The following is a 16,589-nucleotide window of genomic DNA, read 5'->3' on the forward strand; positions in this document are numbered from 1 at the left end:
CAATGCATTTTCGAAAAGCAATTGAAGAAGATTTACAAGCTATTGTCCGCTTGCTTGCCGATGATGAATTAGGAGCAAAGCGTGAGAGGTATGAAGAACCTCTGCCGGAATGTTATTATAAAGCATTTAAGGCAATAGTAGCACAGGCCGGAAATCAGATTATTTTGGCGATAGACGGTCAGGCTGTGATTGGCTGCCTTCAATTAACAATTATTCCTGGGTTAGCACGGCAAGGGATGAAACGAGCACAAATTGAAGGGGTGCGTGTCGATCAGCGCTGCCGTGGTAAAGGGATAGGGGAAGCCTTGTTTAAAGAAGCGATTGCCATAGCAAAGTCTGAGGAGTGTGGTCTTGTTCAATTGACGACTGACAAGCAGCGTGATGATGCACATCGTTTTTATAATAAGCTGGGGTTTATGGCGAGTCATGAAGGGATGAAACTAATCTTTTAATCCGAAACCTTTATACCTTATTTAGTCGCTATTTTTTTGTAAGATAGAATACTAGCTAAATACTGAAGAATCATTTTGAAGGAATGCTGAATAATTTTTCATCATATGGAAATTATATAGTTGAATTCAAAAAGGAGGAATAATGTGGAAACAAGCATGAGTGTTGAAGAAGTATTGACCGGGATCTCTGAACTGTTGGAAAAAGAAGGGGAGCCGCCCCGAAAGAAGCAAGTAAAAAAATCAAATCCAGAGTTAATGAAAAATGCATTGTATTATTTTCCGAGCTGGGAAAATGCAGTAGAGCAGTCTATAGGATCTTAACCTAAAAAAGGGTACATAACATATCTGCTTTTTGAAGTGTTTTCATATGTGTTTGTCCAATTTAAAAGGAAATGCTGAAACCACAGAAGATGCCTTCCTTATGGGAAAAGGAAGGCATCTTCTGTGGTTTTATAAATTAGGGGGTTAAAAAGCCCTGTCACCATTAAAGATTGAATTTTTAACAATTACGTAATCGACATGGCGGATGGCATCCAGCTTGTTGCCGCCTGCATAAGAAATAGAGGACTGGAGATCCTGTTCCATTTCTTTCAGCGTATCTGCTAAAAATCCTTTGTGTTCTACTAAAATTCTTTTGCCTTCAACATTTTTCTTTTCGCCTTTTTGAAATTCAGAGGCTGAGCCAAAGTATTCTTTATAGAGTTTTCCGTCTTTCTCATTCTCGATGGTTTTTCCAGGAGATTCCTCATGTCCTGCAAATAAGGAACCAATCATCACCATTGTTGCACCGAATCGAATCGATTTAGCGATGTCACCATGAGTGCGAAGACCTCCATCTGCTATGATCGGCTTGCTTGCTGCCTTTGCACACCAGCGAAGTGCAGCTAACTGCCAGCCGCCCGTTCCAAATCCAGTCTTAATCTTTGTGATGCATACCTTGCCAGGTCCAATACCAACTTTTGAAGCATCAGCACCAGCATTCTCCAGTTCTCTGACGGCTTCGGGGGTTCCGACATTGCCTGCAATCACAAAGCTTTGAGGAAGGTATTCCTTAATATGCTGGATCATCTGGATGACAGCATTGGAATGGCCATGAGCTATATCAATGGTAATGTATTCGGGTGAAAGCTTTTCATCGGCAATTTGCTGTATAAACCCATATTCGCCTTCTTTGACCCCAACACTGATCGATGAGTATAGTCCACGTGCCTTCATATCTTTTATAAAAGAAATTCTTTTCTCCGGTTCGAATCGATGCATGATATAGAAATACCCGTTCTCTGCTAAATATATGGCAATTTTCTCATCTACAATCGTCTGCATATTGGCAGGCACCACTGGAAGCTTAAACGCACGTCCCCCTAGGAATACCGTTGTATCACATTCAGATCGGCTATTGACGATACTTTTTGCGGGAATTAATTGAATATCTTCATAATCGAATACGTTTTCCATTGTAATCCTCCTATTGAAAACCAAGCTGATACGCACGTTCATTGCAAGGATAGGTTTTTCAGTTTCAATCGATCTTATACAAGCAGCTATGGAAGCAACATTAAAAAAGAGCTTAGAAAATTCCTAAGCCCAATGGATAATAGGGGGTCGAATTGTGAGGGTTCGACCAATTTAATTTTATACAATTCTGAATGTAATTTCAACTAATTAAAGTGAAAACGCATAAAAGTGATAATGTATTAAAATACCAAGCTCAGGTATAGACATGATTAGCCTTGGGTTTTAAAGAGCATCACTTTTGTTGGGCTCATAAATAATCATGGTAATACACAAAATTTGATTAAAACATGCCATTTTCATTAGGTGAGTCCTCAGGCACAGGCTGTCCAACATCCCATAGTTCAGCCACCTGGCCATCTTGAAACCGGAAGATATGGACAACTGCTCCCCCAAGATCCTCTGAATTTTGCTTCACATGGGAATGAACCGCAACGGTTTCATTCTCCTGGATTGCGAGTCTGACTTCAAGAATTTTGTTAGGGTTTTGTGCTGCATTCTCTTCCATCGCGTGCATGAGTGAATCTGCATCGCCTTTGAAATAGGGATTATGGTGAGTAAAATCCGGACCGATGTAACGCTTGTAGGCTTCACGGACTTGGCCTGATGCTACGAGCTGCAGGAAGGATACTGCTTTCTCTTTCAGTGATAGACTTGAAGTCGTTTGCTGCTCCGCACTCATTTTAATCATCCTTTCATATCGCAGGAATTTTTTAATTTAATAGAAGTATAAAATATAGTAAAAGTAATGACAATTATATAATAAAATATTAGTGTGAAATGGACATTCTTATTAGTTATTGAGAGGGGGCAGTTAACTTGAGTATTCGTTTTGAAGTGAAAAGAACCATTCAGGTATCTGCACAAAAGACCTACAACGGTTTAATTGACCTTGATTCGGCAAAGGACTGGATGCAAGGTCTGGTTGGAATACAGCGGTTCGATAGCGGGCCATTGAAAGTAGGGAGTCAGTGGAAAGAGAAAAGGAAAATGTTTGGAAAAGAAGCTGCAGAACATTTTGAAGTTATCGGTCTGGATGAGCCTAATAAAATTGTGCTTCGCTGTGACGGAACCAAAGGAACAACAGGCAAAGGAGAATTTATTTTTACATACATAATAGATTCAGCAGGTGGTGCTTCTGAAGTTACTTTAGGTGGTGAAATTAAGGGACTTACTGGTTTGTCAAAGCTGTTTGGAAAACTGATGGCTGGTGCTTTTAAGAAAGCCTGTGCGAAAGATTTGGATTCCTTGAAAAGCTATTTAGAGAAGTGATGGCAGCAGAAAATGAAGAATGAATGGAGAAAGAGAAGCAATTGTATAATTGTATTTATTTTAAAAAAAACCTGAATTTAATTTCCGAGCCGGATCAAAAGTTTTTATGATAAAGGGGAAAGGAAATTCTAATAGTCGGGCAAAATTGAATACTGTTTTGCGATATAGTGCTCGGTCTAAAGCTTAAATATAAAAGGAGAAAATTATGGCAATCATAGATAAATTAAAGCTGAGCAAATACAACAATATGGCAGTGCTAAATCAGCCAAGTGATTATGATATCTTTAATGGATTTAAAACGGAATTATCAGGCGGGCATGACGCTATTTTCATTTTTGTAGAATTGGTTGATGAAATGGTGAAGCATACTCAAAGAGTTATCAAAGAGGAGCTGCTGCTCGAAAAAGGATATTTATTTTTCGCTTATCCAAAAAAGGGGAATAAACGGTATGATACATATGTTCATAGAGATGATATATTTCCGGCGATGAAAGTGGGAGAAGATGGGTATGTGGAAAATAGCGATGTGAAATTCTCGCGGATGGTAAGTGTGGATGATGTCTTTACGGTAGTTGGATTGAAGCGAGAAAAGAAGAAGGAGAAAAAACCATCCGCTCCTAGTCAATGTGTGGCTGATTACAAAGATAACGTGAGCGATATTGAAAAGATTTTAGCAGAGTACCCCAATGAATTGAAATTTTATCTGGAACTGACACCAGGTTATCAAAAGGATTGGGCTCGCTACATCTTTTCTGTTAAGCAGCAGAAAACCCGTGAGAAACGCGAAGCACAAATGGTCGATATATTATCACAAGGGTATAAATCCGTTGATTTGTTTAGGCAGAAGAAGAAATAATATGGTTCCTTCCCCAGGTTACTTTAGTAATTAGGGGGCAGGAACCTTTTTTAAACTATAAATTATTTAACTCACCTAGAAATACATCTAATTCATCATCAGAAGTAAATTTATATGCATACCCATAGCAGATCGGTTCATTGCCCGTATGTTCCCGTTTTGGGAATTCCCGGAGAGCCGTGCTATGTCGCAGACCTGTGGATATTTCTATCAGTTCCTTTTTTCTTTCAACTGTTTTTGGATTTAAAATGATCGTAATTTCTTTGTTTGGAAGTAAATAAATAACTTCATTGTTTACGATATTTTTAAATTCAACAGCTTTGGGTGTTTCCTTCATCGTTTTGAATTTGTTTATACCAAACGTATTATGTATGTTTCCCATATATCATTCACCTTTCGAAGTAATTACATGCCTAATACTATTATAAGGTACATACCATATTAAATCTTTTTAATTGAAAAAAGGAATTGTAAGACCGCTTCATTGGAGGTCCTTTCATAGGTTTTACGATCTTCCTTTTTGTTGTTGTTTTATAATGCTATTCACTTCGTTCCGTTTTTACCATTGTTGCTCAAACTTTCACACCATAAAGCTTTGTCAACACAGAATGGGCAAAATAGCTTTGTGACTATTAAAATTTAGTAGAAATGAATTGAATTTTCATAGGCTCCTGTTCAAGGAATAAATCTGGTAATTATTTACTATCAATTCGACAGTTTTTTTAATATACAAATAATTCTTATTATTCATTCGGATTTGATCCTTCTATTCTATAATTTAGAGTATCTAAATAATAGGAGGTCCAAAGATTGAAAAAAAAGCTGCTAGCCCCCTTATTGCTTTCATCCGCCTTATTGGCGGGTTCTATCCCGGTTAATGTTTTTGCCCAGCCCGCAGAGTCGGGAAAGATCCATCACATACAAGCTTCCAAGGAGTGGAATGAAAAAGCAAATGTTCCTTTATTTGTGAAAGAGCGATTTGCTGAGAAATTCTCTTCCAGTTCTCCTTCCAATGCATTAACTTATTTAAAGAAGCACCAGGATAAAACAGGCATCAAAAACCCTGATAAAAATCTGAAAGTGAAAGATGTACAAAAGGATGACCTCGGTATGACACACGTTCGTTTTAATCAGACAATCAACGGTCTGGCCGTTGAAGGATCCGAGGTAATTGTTCATTATAATAAGCATAATGAAGTAGTAATCGTTAATGGAAGAGTAAATCAGGCCATTGCCGATGATGCTGTGAACACCTCAGTTTCCATAAGCAGTGATGCTGCAATCAAAGAAGCGCTGTCTGCTGTAATCGCGCCACCAGAACTTACATATGAGCCAGAATCGGAGCTTGTTGTCTATCCATTTGAAGGGGAAAATCATACTGCTTATAAAGTAAATGTAAACTTCATGGGGGATGAGCCTGGAAACTGGTTTGTGTTTGTAGATGCAAAGACAGGTAATATTATTGATAAATACAATGGCATAATGCATGCTGAAGAAAATAAAACACAAAAAGGTTTTGGTAAAGGTGTTCATGGAGACCATAGGGAGCTCCATATATCCCGAGTGAAGGAAGAGGGATCAGGAACAAAGTTTGCGTTAGCGGATTATTCTCATGAAAATCTTGATGGAATCTTTACATTTGATTCTAAAAATGATTGGGATTCAAATAATGATGCAATATATGCCGGGAATTCCGCAGCATTTATAGGGGATTATGATCGAGCAGCAGTAGATGCACATTATAATTCCGAAAGGGTGTATGAGTATTTCTTAAATGAGCATGGCCGCAATTCTCTGGATGGGGAAGGAATGGCTATCAATTCTTATGTTCACATGGGTACAGATTACAATAATGCTTTTTGGAACGGCCGATATATGGCTTATGGCGATGGGGATGGTGAGTTTTTTATCTCATTATCAGCCGGCCTTGATGTTGCTGCCCACGAAATGACTCATGGTGTAATCACTCATACTGCTAACCTTGCATACCGAAATCAATCTGGAGCTCTAAACGAATCATTTGCTGATGTTTTTGGTGTACTTGTTGACGATGGAGATTGGGAAATGGGCGAGGACATTATGGCACCTGCTGCTAAAGCTGATGGTGTAACGAGATTGCGCAGCTTAAGTGATCCTAACAGTGTTGTCGTAAGTAATCCGCAAAGAGCAGCTTATGGCAGCGGAGTCTATCCGGCTCATATGGATGAATATTACGACATGCCTTTAAATGTCGATAATGGCGGAGTCCATGTGAATTCTTCCATAACAAACCATGCAGCATACCTAATTGGACAGGAACTTGGCAGGGAGAAGCTGGGAAAAATTTATTACCGTGCTTTAACTGTTTATTTAACCTCTAATTCTGATTTTAGCGATGCGCGTCAGGCTATTGTTCAATCTGCCATTGATCTTTATGGGGAAGGCAGCGGGGAAGAATCTGCAGTTAATGCTGGATTTGATGCGGTGGGAATTTACTAAGTAAATATTTAGGGAGTAAGGCATTTCTCAATTGAGTAATGCCTTTTTTTACTCTGCTTTGAATTAAGGCCCTGAGCTCATACTTTCTTTCCAATATACTTAAGAGAGTATATATGCGTTTTTGTTAAATTAATGACTTCTTGGATAAATTCCTCCTGAGACACTATAAATCCCTGTTGAATCCAATTCTGAAGAAGTCCGTAAAATCCATAAGCGGTATAACGTTTAAAGTAGTCCATATTGACCGGGATATTGTTAATTGTCTCAAATACAAATTGTTCCTTATAGATTTTTAGAATTGCTTGTGGAAAGTGTGTGTGTAATCCTGGTAAAGTGTCTTCATAATTTATGAGTTCAAAAAAGTTCCGATTTTTGTATATAAATGAAACGATATTAAAAGATGGCGCATTAAGCTTGGATGTATAGACTTTGTTTCCTGGTATATATGGTTCGCCCACCGAAGTTTGCAGCCCTTGAAGCATCGAATTTCTAAGATCTTCAGCTAAATCAATTTTATCCTGATAATGGATGTAAAAAGTACTGCGATTATAGGAAGCATAATCAACAATGTTTTTTACTGTAACGGGATGGTAGCCTTTTTCTTTTATGAGATCAATTAAAGCTTGCTTTAAATGTTCCTTTGTTCGGTTTTGTCTATCAGATGTTGTACTTTGCTCAGTATCCATAAAAAACCTCCCCAAAATAGACAGATAGTACATAAATGTCTATCTACTAGACACTTAATGATATCTTATTGATTGTTAAAAGTGTACAAAGGAGTACAATTAAATTGTAAGCAATAACAGACAAAATTATCGTTGTGTCTGGCTTAATTTCTTAACATTTAGGAGGATGTAAAATGGCAAAATTACAAGACAAAGTCGCTGTAATAACCGGCGGAGCATCCGGAATAGGAGCAGCTACAGCACGTTTATTTGCCTCAGAAGGTGCCAAAGTGGTTGTAGTTGATCTTAATGAGGATAAAGGTAAGGCTTTTGAAGCAGAATTGAAAGCGCTTAACGTCACTGCTCTATTTATTAAAGCCAACATTACTAATGAAGAAGAAGTAGAAAATATCTTTAAGCAAACGGCCGAATCATTTGGAAAAGTGGATATTGTCTTTAACAATGCGGGTATAGGACGTGTTCATCCTTCCCATGATTTAGATTACTCCGAATGGCGCAAAACCGTAAATGTTGATTTGGATGGTGTCTTCTTAGTAGCACGTGAATCGATTCGCGAAATGCTGAAAACAGGCGGCGGTACAATTGTGAATACTGCATCGATGTATGGTTTCGTAGGATCTCCAGGTTCAGCCGCCTATAATGCTGCAAAAGGTGGCGTTATTAACTTAACCCGCTCACTTGCACTCGAATACGCAGAACAAAATATTCGCATCAACGCTCTATGCCCTGGATTTATTGATACTCCCATTATTCCGGAAGAAAGCAAGCAAGCTTTGGTTGCTGCTACTCCAGTAAAGCGCCTTGGCAAAGCAGACGAAATGGCAAAAGCAGTATTATTCTTGGCTTCTGATGATTCTTCATTCATGACAGGAAGCAGCTTAACTGTAGATGGCGGCTATACGGCTCAATAAATCATGAACAGTTCTTACACTGGTTGATTTTATAAAACACACAGTGTACTTCTGATAGAAGGAACATTAAGATTAAATATCCTTAATTAAATATATTTTAATTGAAAGTAAATGAAGAGATTAAAAGTGCCCAAAAATGTTTCAACAAAACGAGGAGGATATTTACTATGGACAATCGATTTGGCAGCAAAGTAATTTTGATAACTGGTGCAGGATCAGGTTTGGGTCAAGCCTCTGCCATACAAGTAGCAAAAGAAGGTGCAAAACTTTCACTGGTAGATTTAAATGGGGCTTCATTAGAAGAAACCAAAAATAAAGTGCTGGAAGTTGCACCAAAAACTGAAATGATCCTGATCACAGCAAATGTGGCAGATGAAAAAGCTGTAGAAAATTATGTGAATGAAACAGTGAAATATTTCGGTAAGATTGATGGCTTCTTCAACAACGCAGGAATCGAAGGAAAGCAAAACCTGACAGAGGATTTTGGTATTGATGAATTCCAAAAGGTAGTAAGCGTCAATCTAAATGGTGTTTTTTACGGTTTGAAACATGTATTAAAGGTGATGAGAGAACAAGGCTTTGGTTCTATTGTTAACACTGCTTCTGTTGGAGGTATTCGCGGGGTAGGCAGCCAATCTGGGTATGCAGCCAGTAAACATGGTGTTGTTGGATTAACAAGAAACTCCGGAATTGAATATGGCCAATACGGAATTAGCATCAAAGCTATTGCACCAGGAGCCATTATGACACCGATGGTCGAAGGTTCATTAAAACAAATCGATCCGGAAAACTGGGAAGAGGTAGGGAAACAGTTTGTCGAGCCAAACCCGATGAAACGTTTCGGTAAACCAGAAGAAGTGGGTTATTTGGTAGCTTTCCTGCTATCTGAACAAGCTGACTTTATCAATGCAACAGTTATTCCAATTGATGGCGGACAATCATATAAATACTAAGCAAATGCGAATGGCTCATTTAGATTCCTTATTTCTATAAAAGATTATCCTAATGAACAGATGGGGATCGTCTATTCTTTGTGGAACTGGAATGAATACAGGGATACCTGCCTGAGTTAAAGCATTAGTAATAAATCTAAAAACCGCACGGTTATGATTATCCGTGCGGTTTTAATCATTGAGCTATTGCCCTAGGTTTTCAAAATATTAATGTGTAAGACTTTACCTTGGTTAAACTCAAACGAACGGAAAGAATCTTTTAGCGAAAGAACAAATACAGCTTTTAAGATTAAAAATAGGCTTGTAATCCTATATTATATTTGACATTTTTATTAAGTTTACATATTATAAAAACAAATAATCTAAACGTTTTTATGTTTATATAATTCCTTAAGCCAGGGGTGGAATATAAAATGCCAAAATTCTCCGAAGCAGAAAAGGCAAGAATCAGGTTGGATATGCTTGGGAATGCCCACCAGCTTTTTATAGCTAAGGGGCTGAAAAATACATCTATAGAAGAAATCACATCTTCTGTATCTATAGCAAAAAGCAGCTTTTATGTATTTTTTGAATCAAAGGAAAAGCTTTATCTTGAGTTATTAACTTTAGAAGGGGAAAGTGTTGAAAGACAGGTATGGCCAAAAGTGAAACAGGAAAAGGATACAGGCAGAGCCATAAAAGTTTATCTTCATGAAATGTCTTCTGCACTGGAAGCAAATGTATTAACACAGAGACTAATCACCAATCTGGAAGAATACAACCTGGTTTCTAGAAAGATAAATCACGAATATCCAGCAACGAAGACTTTAAGAAGTATTGTTCCCCTTATGGAATTTATAAAGGAGAATAAGGAACTAAACAAAATCATAAATAAAGATGTAGAAGTGATCGCGGGTGTCATACGGGCATGTCTAGCAATGGTTATTCATAAAAAAGATCTAGGTGAGGAAATTTATCCTGAAGTTCAAGAAATTCTTTTCAATGCTGCAGCATATGAACTTACAAGAGAACCTTAATAACCTGTATGCGAAATTAAAGATAGGTTGTGAAAAAATGACAAATACGAGGGATAAAGTGATAGAAATTGCAGATCGTCATGGGCTTATGCTTAAGGAGGATTCGGTAGTATTTAATGAATCAGGAATGGACTTTCGGGTAGTATTCGCAGTAGATCAGGAAAAAAATGAATGGGTGCTTCGCTTTCCCAGGCGTGATGATGTTATGCCAAGGACGATGGATGAGAAGAAAGCATTAGATTTGGTGAATAAGAACATAATGAATTACCAGGCACCAGACTGGTCCATTTATACGAATGAATTGATTGCATATAAGAAGTTAAACGGAATACCGGCTGGGACAATCGATCACGAAATTCAAAACTATGTATGGGAAATGGATATCAATAATGTGCCGAAAAGCTTTCATGTGACCCTAGGAAAGGCTCTGGCTGATATTCATAGCATCCCAAAGGAGCATGCGGCCGAGGCTGGATTGGTGGTTCACTCATCAGAAGAGCTAAGGCAATCAATGAGAGAGCGAATGGGCGCGGTAAAGGCAAAATTTGGAGTAGATGAATCGCTGTGGAAAAGATGGCAGGATTGGTTAAACGATGATGAGCTGTGGCCGGGGGAAACAGGCTTTATTCATGGTGATGTACATGCAGGCCATACCTTAATAGATGAAGACGCAAATGTGACAGGGTTAATTGATTGGACTGAAGCAAAGGTCTCAGATGTGTCAAATGACTTTGTATTTCAATACAAAGCATTCGGTGAAGATGGGCTCCAATCCCTGATTAAAGCATATCGGGAAGCAGGGGGATACACATGGCCTAAGATGAAAGAGCACATCATTGAATTGGAAGCGGCATTTCCAGTTGCCATAGCAGAGTTTGCTATAGTATCTGGGCAGGAGGAATATGTGGAGATGGCAAGACAGGTGTTAGGTGTAAGCGGGGAATAATAAACATTAAAAATAAAAAATAAAAAATAAAAAATAAAAGGTATCTGTCCATACTGTAAATAGTTTTGTGCAGTATGGACGGCCTATCTTAATTCTATGAATCGTGAGAAATTCTCCTATTTGTCGTAAAATAAATTAAAGTTATTTTGAAGGAGCAGATCACATTGACACATAACAAAATTACTCCAAAAGAATTATATGAAAAAATGAAGCAAGAGAATGTCACCTTATTAGATGTAAGAGCAGAGGAAAAATACAAAGCGTATCATTTAGAAGATTCTAATATCGAAAGTTTAAATATACCAAAAACACACATCTTAAATCACACTTTTGATGGCAAAATTAACTCTTTGCCACAGGGGAAAGAAATAATCGTTGCATGCACAACAGGAAATTCAGCAGCTCGGTGTGCAGCTGTCCTTTCTGAAAAAGAATTTAATGCTGCTGTTTTAGTGGGTGGGATTTCAGCCTGGAAGGAGTTCATTAAAAATAAATAAATGTTAAAAGCTATTGATTAAAATAAATTCAGGTGCTATAGTCTATTTAAATTCAAAAAATTCCGGCGATTACTGCAGGAAGTTACAGCCTAGAGGTGTGTTTTGTGGTTAGATTAAAGGATATTGCGGAGTATGTTGGCGTTTCTATTTCTACTGTTTCCAGAGTTATTCAGAATGACCAGACACGGAATGTTAACCAGGAAACGAGAAATAAAATTTGGCAGGCTGTCAAAGAGCTGGGATATACACCCAATCAGCATGCAAGAAATCTGGTTAGCAACAGACAAAATAAAAGTGATGCCAGGACAATGAAAATTGGATGGGTTGCAAATCCCATACAGGCTGAAATAAATCCATACTTTTCTAATATCTATACTGGTATTCGTGATACTTTAACAGAAAATGATTATACATTAATAAGTATTACGAAGGATGAGATTGAAAATGAAGCACTTCTTCTTAAGACCATTCATGATCTTGGTATTGAAGGACTGCTGCTGATCGACAGTATTGATGAGAGCTTAATTGATTACATACAGCAAACGATTCCTGTTGTGGGACTTGACTTCTACTATTCCGATAAAGATATTGCCATTATAGATTATAACCGTGTGGCCGCGTTGGAAAAAGTTGTACAGAATTTAGTGAGTCTGGGTCATTGTGATATTGGGTTTATCGGCGGTGGAATTAATGAAGCCTTCCAGGACTTAAATGAAGAATTACGATTTAAAGGTTATCAATCTGCTATGAAAGAAGCAGGCCTTCCTATTCGAGATGAATGGGTTATCAATACCAGATGGAAAATGGAAAACAGTTATGAGGGAATGAATCAGCTTCTTAAAAGCAGTCCGGGAGAATTGCCGACAGCTATGGTTTGTGCAAGTGATTTAATGGCACTGGCTGCAATGAGAGCAGTTATAGAAAATAAGTTAAGAATACCCGAAGATATTGCTTTCTTTGGAGTGGATAATATTGAAATGGGGAAATATTCATCACCGCCGCTTTCAACAGTAGAAATCCCCAAATATGAAATGGGAAAAATGGCCGCGAAAACGATTATGGAAATGGTAGAGGAAAAAGTAGTATTGCCAATCAAAATTATTCTGCCATTTGAGTTAGTTATTCGTGAATCATCTTCTAAAAAACGGACCTAATCGGTTCTTTTTTTAAAAAAGTTTGGAAAACGTTTGGATAAAACACGGAAATTTTCCACATTTATTTGCTCAATAGAGAGGAGAAATTTAAATGAAGACAATGACAGCGCTCCTTATCGGAGCTGGAGACAGAGGTGCGAGAGCATATGCACCATATGCCCTCAATTATCCGCATGAATTAAATATTGTTGCTGTTGCAGAACCTAAGAAAGAAAGGAGAGGGAGAATCCAGCAAGAACATCAAATTCCAAATGAAAATTGCTATGAATCATGGGAAGAGATCTCACAGCTGGACAAACGAATTGCCGATATTGCCATTATCTGCACCCTGGATAGAAACCACTTCAAAGTTACCATGAGAGCTTTAGAGCAAGGGTATCATGTCCTCTTGGAAAAACCAATGTCACCAGACCCGGTGGAATGTATATTAATGGAACAGCAAGCTAAAAAATATGACCGGCAGCTGACTATCTGCCATGTGCTCAGGTATACCGACTTTTGGAAAGCTATTAAAAAGGTAATTTCCAGAGGGGAGATCGGTGAAGTTGCATCTCTTCAATTAAATGAAAATGTTGAAGTTATGCATATGTCACACAGCTTTGTAAGAGGCAATTGGAATAACAAAGAAAAATCAAGTCCGATGATCCTCCAGAAGTCCTGTCACGACATGGATATCATTTCATATGTAATGGGAAAACCGTGTAAACGACTTAGTTCGTATGGATCCTTGATGCATTTTAAAGCGGAAAATGCCCCGGAAGGAGCCCCATTGCGATGCTTGGATGGATGTCCTGCCGAGCCGGAGTGTCCATTCCATGCAGGAAGGTATTACCTTGGTGAAGGAAGAGGATGGGCAAAAAAATTCACAGAAGACTATACAAATGAAGGCATAATTGAAGCATTGAGTAAAACCCCTTATGGAAAATGTGTATATCGTTCAGATAATAATGTAGTTGACCACCAGGTTGTTAATATGGAATTTGAGGGAGGAGCAACTGCAACCTTCAATATGTGCGGTTTTACAAGAGAACAAACTCGAATCGTTCAAATAATGGGAACCAAAGGTGAAATCCGCGGGAACATGGAAGAAAATAAAATCTCAATTTTTAATTTCCTAACCAGGCAGGAAACTGTGATTCATTTTGACCAGCCGGCAGGCGGGCATGGCGGTGGAGACCGCGGAATTATGAGACTTTTCCTGGAAGAGATCCGGAACGGTAATAAAGAGGACAGTGTTTCTTCTGTTTCCGCATCTGTAAGAAGTCATCTAATGGCATTCGCGGCGGAAGAGTCACGGTTAAACCAGGGGCAATCTATCAATATAGATGAATATTATCTTGGTTTAATTGGGAATATTCAAGTTTAAAAGTTTGTGAACACAGCTCTTTAAGCAGTGTTGCAATATATTTGACCAGTTAAGATTAGTCTTAATGCAGAAAAATGGGTCTATGGAAAACGTTATCCAAGGAGGTGGTAAACGTTATAGAAATCATATCGTCCACAACATTTTGATTCATCTAGAGATATACCCCTTATGTTTTGAGTTAGGCAAACTAAAAACTTTAGGAAAGAAGGGAAATGGGATGAAGAAATGGATCATCATGCTAGTAACCGTTGTATTAGGTTTGATTGGCTTATCAGGCTGCAGTGATAGTGATGCAGCATCCGGCGGAGAAAAAGATGGCAAGGCTGAGATTACGTATGGTTTCTGGGATAAAAAGCAGGTTCCTGCGATTGAGGAAATTATTAAGTTATTTAATGAAAAATATCCGGACATTAAAGTGAAAACAGAAATCACTCCTTATGGCCAATACTTTCAAAAGCTCGAAACAGCGGCAACGGGAGGTGCTTTGCCAGATGTTTTATGGATGAATGGTGCACATGTTGTTCAGTATGCAGAAGGGAAGGTCATTCTTCCATTGAGTGAAATGGCGGAAAAGGACGACTATAGCTTAGATAATTATCCGGAATCATTAATTGATCTGTACACGGTAGATGGAGAGGTTTATGGGATCCCAAAAGATTACGATACAACTGGACTGTGGTATAACAAGAAAATCTTCGATGAAGCTGGAGTATCCTACCCGGATGAAACATGGGATTGGAAGAAATTGAAGGAAGCTGCGAAACAGCTGACTGACAAAGAAAAAGGAATTTGGGGCTATGCGGCATTGATGGGGAATCAAGGCGGATATTATGATTTCATTTGGCAGAATGGCGGCTATATCATTTCTGAGGATAATAAGTCTGTAGGGTTCGACCAGCCTGAAGCAATCGAGGCATTAGAATACAATGTCAGTTTTATTAAAGAAGGACTCTCTCCTACTCAAGCCCAGATGACCGAAACGGCTGCTTCTGAATTATTCTCATCTGGAAAGATAGCGATGATGTTTGATGGTCCTTGGATGGTTCCTGAATATAAGAAAAATCCCGATTTGGATGTAGCGGTGGTTCCACAAGGGAAAAAACGTGCCGTTTCTATTCACGGGCTTTCCAATGTAATATCTTCGAATACAAAACATAAAGAAGAAGCTTGGAAGTTTGTTCAATTTCTTGGTTCCAAAGAAGCAGCAGAAGTCTTTGCCAAAACGGGAACCGTTATTCCGGCATTTAATGGTACACAGGATGCATGGAAAGAATCAGTCCCTAATTTAAACCTCCAGGCATTTATTGATGGAGCAGAATATTCAGTGCCTCTGCCAAGTGTGGAAAACACGGGGGAAATCTGGCAGTACGAAACAGATGTACTTAAAAAGGCGTGGAGTGAGGAAATAAGTATTGAAGAAGCAGCAGAAGAGCTGACAAAAAAAGCAAATGAGGCATTATCCAAGTAATTACTATTGAAGAGAAGGATTTTGCTATTCTTCTCTTCCATCTATATAAGGAGGGATGACTTTGAAGGAAGTGCCTCTTCAGACAGAAGTAAAATCAGCCAATAGGATAAAGGTTTCGAGCCTCGCCAAAACAAGGAAGCGTTCAGACTATTTTTGGGCTTATCTTATGATTGCACCTACAATGCTGGGACTGTTTATTTTTTATCTCTGGCCCATTGTTCAGAATTTTTACTTTAGCTTCACCGAATGGGGGGCATTTGGACAGTATGAGTGGACAGGGTTAGACAATTATAAGAGATTGCTTGAGGATGCAACACTTCTGCAAGCATTTAAAAACACAAGCATCTATATCATTTTTACCGTGCCAATTGGAATTTTCCTGTCCATTATTGTGGCTGTTCTTTTAAATCAGAATATCAAAGGTAAATCTATTTACCGTACTTTATACTTTTTACCAGTCATCACTATGCCAGCTGCCATTGCGATGGTCTGGAAATGGCTGTATAACGCAGACTACGGTATGTTTAATTATTTATTATCCTTGGTCGGAATTGAAGGGCCACAGTGGGTAAGTGATCCCAATATAGCTTTATATTCGATTATCGCGGTAGCGATTTGGAGCGGTATTGGCTACAATATGGTCATTTTTCTTTCAGGGCTGCAAGGTATTCCAAAGATGTATTATGAGGCAGCAGAAATTGATGGGGCAGGTCCTGTCACTGTATTTTTTAAAATTACACTGCCTCTGCTTTCACCGGTTATTTTCTTTGTGTCCATTATGTCACTGATTGGTGCTTTTCAAGTATTCGATTTGATTTTCATGATGATTGGGAAAAGCAGCACTGCGCTTGAAAGTACACAGTCTATAGTCTATTTGTTTTATCAGCATGCATTTGTATTAAACGATAAAGGATATGCTGCGGCTATTGCGGTTCTCTTATTAGCGGTCATTTTAATTATTACAGCCATCCAGATGGTTCTTCAGAAAAAGTGGGTTCATTATGATTAAAGGGAGTGGTGTC

The 16,589-nt window shown here is 38.4% G+C and carries 18 protein-coding genes; 14 read left to right on the top strand and 4 right to left on the bottom strand.

The window, feature by feature from the left end:
- Positions 1-2 precede the first annotated feature (2 nt).
- Together ACR42H_RS10740 and ACR42H_RS10745 are read left to right on the top strand one after the other, a co-directional pair.
- The gene (locus ACR42H_RS10740) at positions 3-452 is read left to right on the top strand and encodes a GNAT family N-acetyltransferase (RefSeq protein ID WP_436376055.1); all 450 of its coding nucleotides are present in this window, start codon (positions 3-5) and stop codon (positions 450-452) included.
- A 144-nt stretch (positions 453-596) separates the two neighbouring features.
- Entirely contained in the window at positions 597-773 is a 177-nt protein-coding gene (locus ACR42H_RS10745; RefSeq protein ID WP_166672468.1) for a hypothetical protein, read from the top strand.
- A 144-nt stretch (positions 774-917) separates the two neighbouring features.
- On the opposite strand, the gene guaC is transcribed toward ACR42H_RS10745, so the two are convergent.
- Both guaC and ACR42H_RS10755 read right to left on the bottom strand, forming a co-directional pair.
- Entirely contained in the window at positions 918-1,907 is a 990-nt protein-coding gene (gene guaC / locus ACR42H_RS10750) for a GMP reductase (RefSeq protein ID WP_436376057.1), read from the bottom strand.
- Positions 1,908-2,247: 340 nt separating this feature from the next.
- On the bottom strand, positions 2,248-2,646 hold the full coding sequence (locus tag ACR42H_RS10755; protein WP_436376059.1) for a nuclear transport factor 2 family protein: 399 nt from the start codon (positions 2,644-2,646) through the stop codon (positions 2,248-2,250).
- Positions 2,647-2,783: 137 nt separating this feature from the next.
- Here ACR42H_RS10755 and ACR42H_RS10760 point away from each other — a divergent pair, with 137 nt between their 5' ends.
- Both ACR42H_RS10760 and ACR42H_RS10765 read left to right on the top strand, forming a co-directional pair.
- Entirely contained in the window at positions 2,784-3,236 is a 453-nt protein-coding gene (locus ACR42H_RS10760) for an SRPBCC family protein (RefSeq protein ID WP_436376061.1), read from the top strand.
- 205 nt (positions 3,237-3,441) lie between these two features.
- Entirely contained in the window at positions 3,442-4,092 is a 651-nt protein-coding gene (locus tag ACR42H_RS10765; RefSeq protein WP_436376063.1) for a YdeI/OmpD-associated family protein, read from the top strand.
- Between the two features lie 55 nt (positions 4,093-4,147).
- Here the strand turns inward: ACR42H_RS10765 and ACR42H_RS10770 are convergent, their stop codons facing one another.
- On the bottom strand, positions 4,148-4,474 hold the full coding sequence (locus tag ACR42H_RS10770; RefSeq protein WP_436376065.1) for a hypothetical protein: 327 nt from the start codon (positions 4,472-4,474) through the stop codon (positions 4,148-4,150).
- 428 nt (positions 4,475-4,902) lie between these two features.
- On the opposite strand from ACR42H_RS10770, the gene ACR42H_RS10775 reads away from it, so the two are divergent.
- Complete coding sequence (locus tag ACR42H_RS10775) at positions 4,903-6,570, top strand: M4 family metallopeptidase (protein WP_436376067.1); 1,668 nt, start codon at positions 4,903-4,905, stop codon at positions 6,568-6,570.
- Between the two features lie 77 nt (positions 6,571-6,647).
- Here ACR42H_RS10775 and ACR42H_RS10780 read toward each other — a convergent pair whose 3' ends face one another.
- Positions 6,648-7,256 (bottom strand): TetR/AcrR family transcriptional regulator, encoded by a 609-nt coding sequence (locus ACR42H_RS10780; RefSeq protein WP_436376069.1) that lies wholly within the window; start codon positions 7,254-7,256, stop codon positions 6,648-6,650.
- A gap of 173 nt (positions 7,257-7,429) precedes the next feature.
- On the opposite strand from ACR42H_RS10780, the gene ACR42H_RS10785 reads away from it, so the two are divergent.
- From ACR42H_RS10785 to ACR42H_RS10825, 9 genes are all read left to right on the top strand, one after another.
- Entirely contained in the window at positions 7,430-8,167 is a 738-nt protein-coding gene (locus ACR42H_RS10785) for an SDR family NAD(P)-dependent oxidoreductase (protein WP_113884078.1), read from the top strand.
- A 167-nt stretch (positions 8,168-8,334) separates the two neighbouring features.
- On the top strand, positions 8,335-9,120 hold the full coding sequence (locus tag ACR42H_RS10790) for an SDR family oxidoreductase (protein ID WP_113884077.1): 786 nt from the start codon (positions 8,335-8,337) through the stop codon (positions 9,118-9,120).
- Between the two features lie 413 nt (positions 9,121-9,533).
- Positions 9,534-10,136, top strand: a complete 603-nt coding sequence (locus ACR42H_RS10795) for a TetR/AcrR family transcriptional regulator (protein WP_436376071.1) — start codon at positions 9,534-9,536, stop codon at positions 10,134-10,136.
- Positions 10,137-10,173: 37 nt separating this feature from the next.
- Entirely contained in the window at positions 10,174-11,082 is a 909-nt protein-coding gene (locus tag ACR42H_RS10800) for a macrolide 2'-phosphotransferase (RefSeq protein WP_113884075.1), read from the top strand.
- 164 nt (positions 11,083-11,246) lie between these two features.
- Positions 11,247-11,579, top strand: a complete 333-nt coding sequence (locus ACR42H_RS10805; RefSeq protein ID WP_436376072.1) for a rhodanese-like domain-containing protein — start codon at positions 11,247-11,249, stop codon at positions 11,577-11,579.
- Positions 11,580-11,683: 104 nt separating this feature from the next.
- Positions 11,684-12,733, top strand: coding sequence for a LacI family DNA-binding transcriptional regulator (locus ACR42H_RS10810; RefSeq protein WP_436376074.1), 1,050 nt, complete (start codon positions 11,684-11,686; stop codon positions 12,731-12,733).
- A 91-nt stretch (positions 12,734-12,824) separates the two neighbouring features.
- Positions 12,825-14,099, top strand: coding sequence for a Gfo/Idh/MocA family protein (locus ACR42H_RS10815; protein ID WP_436376076.1), 1,275 nt, complete (start codon positions 12,825-12,827; stop codon positions 14,097-14,099).
- A 217-nt stretch (positions 14,100-14,316) separates the two neighbouring features.
- Entirely contained in the window at positions 14,317-15,567 is a 1,251-nt protein-coding gene (locus ACR42H_RS10820; protein WP_436376078.1) for an ABC transporter substrate-binding protein, read from the top strand.
- Positions 15,568-15,622: 55 nt separating this feature from the next.
- Positions 15,623-16,576, top strand: a complete 954-nt coding sequence (locus ACR42H_RS10825) for a carbohydrate ABC transporter permease (RefSeq protein ID WP_395858194.1) — start codon at positions 15,623-15,625, stop codon at positions 16,574-16,576.
- The last annotated feature ends 13 nt before the right edge of the window (positions 16,577-16,589 follow it).

The organism is Cytobacillus sp. BC1816 (assembly GCF_051353635.1).
Classification (GTDB): Bacteria; Bacillota; Bacilli; order Bacillales; family Cytobacillaceae; genus Cytobacillus; species Cytobacillus oceanisediminis_C.

Coding starts and splice junctions, on each gene's coding strand:
- ACR42H_RS10765 (WP_436376063.1), top strand. CDS start 3,442: ATGGCAATCATAGATAAATTAAAGCTGAGCAAATACAACAATATGGCA.
- ACR42H_RS10790 (WP_113884077.1), top strand. CDS start 8,335: ATGGACAATCGATTTGGCAGCAAAGTAATTTTGATAACTGGTGCAGGA.
- ACR42H_RS10820 (WP_436376078.1), top strand. CDS start 14,317: ATGAAGAAATGGATCATCATGCTAGTAACCGTTGTATTAGGTTTGATT.
- ACR42H_RS10740 (WP_436376055.1), top strand. CDS start 3: ATGCATTTTCGAAAAGCAATTGAAGAAGATTTACAAGCTATTGTCCGC.
- ACR42H_RS10770 (WP_436376065.1), bottom strand. CDS start 4,474: ATGGGAAACATACATAATACGTTTGGTATAAACAAATTCAAAACGATG.
- ACR42H_RS10825 (WP_395858194.1), top strand. CDS start 15,623: ATGACTTTGAAGGAAGTGCCTCTTCAGACAGAAGTAAAATCAGCCAAT.
- ACR42H_RS10800 (WP_113884075.1), top strand. CDS start 10,174: ATGACAAATACGAGGGATAAAGTGATAGAAATTGCAGATCGTCATGGG.
- ACR42H_RS10780 (WP_436376069.1), bottom strand. CDS start 7,256: ATGGATACTGAGCAAAGTACAACATCTGATAGACAAAACCGAACAAAG.
- guaC (WP_436376057.1), bottom strand. CDS start 1,907: ATGGAAAACGTATTCGATTATGAAGATATTCAATTAATTCCCGCAAAA.
- ACR42H_RS10785 (WP_113884078.1), top strand. CDS start 7,430: ATGGCAAAATTACAAGACAAAGTCGCTGTAATAACCGGCGGAGCATCC.
- ACR42H_RS10755 (WP_436376059.1), bottom strand. CDS start 2,646: ATGAGTGCGGAGCAGCAAACGACTTCAAGTCTATCACTGAAAGAGAAA.
- ACR42H_RS10795 (WP_436376071.1), top strand. CDS start 9,534: ATGCCAAAATTCTCCGAAGCAGAAAAGGCAAGAATCAGGTTGGATATG.
- ACR42H_RS10815 (WP_436376076.1), top strand. CDS start 12,825: ATGAAGACAATGACAGCGCTCCTTATCGGAGCTGGAGACAGAGGTGCG.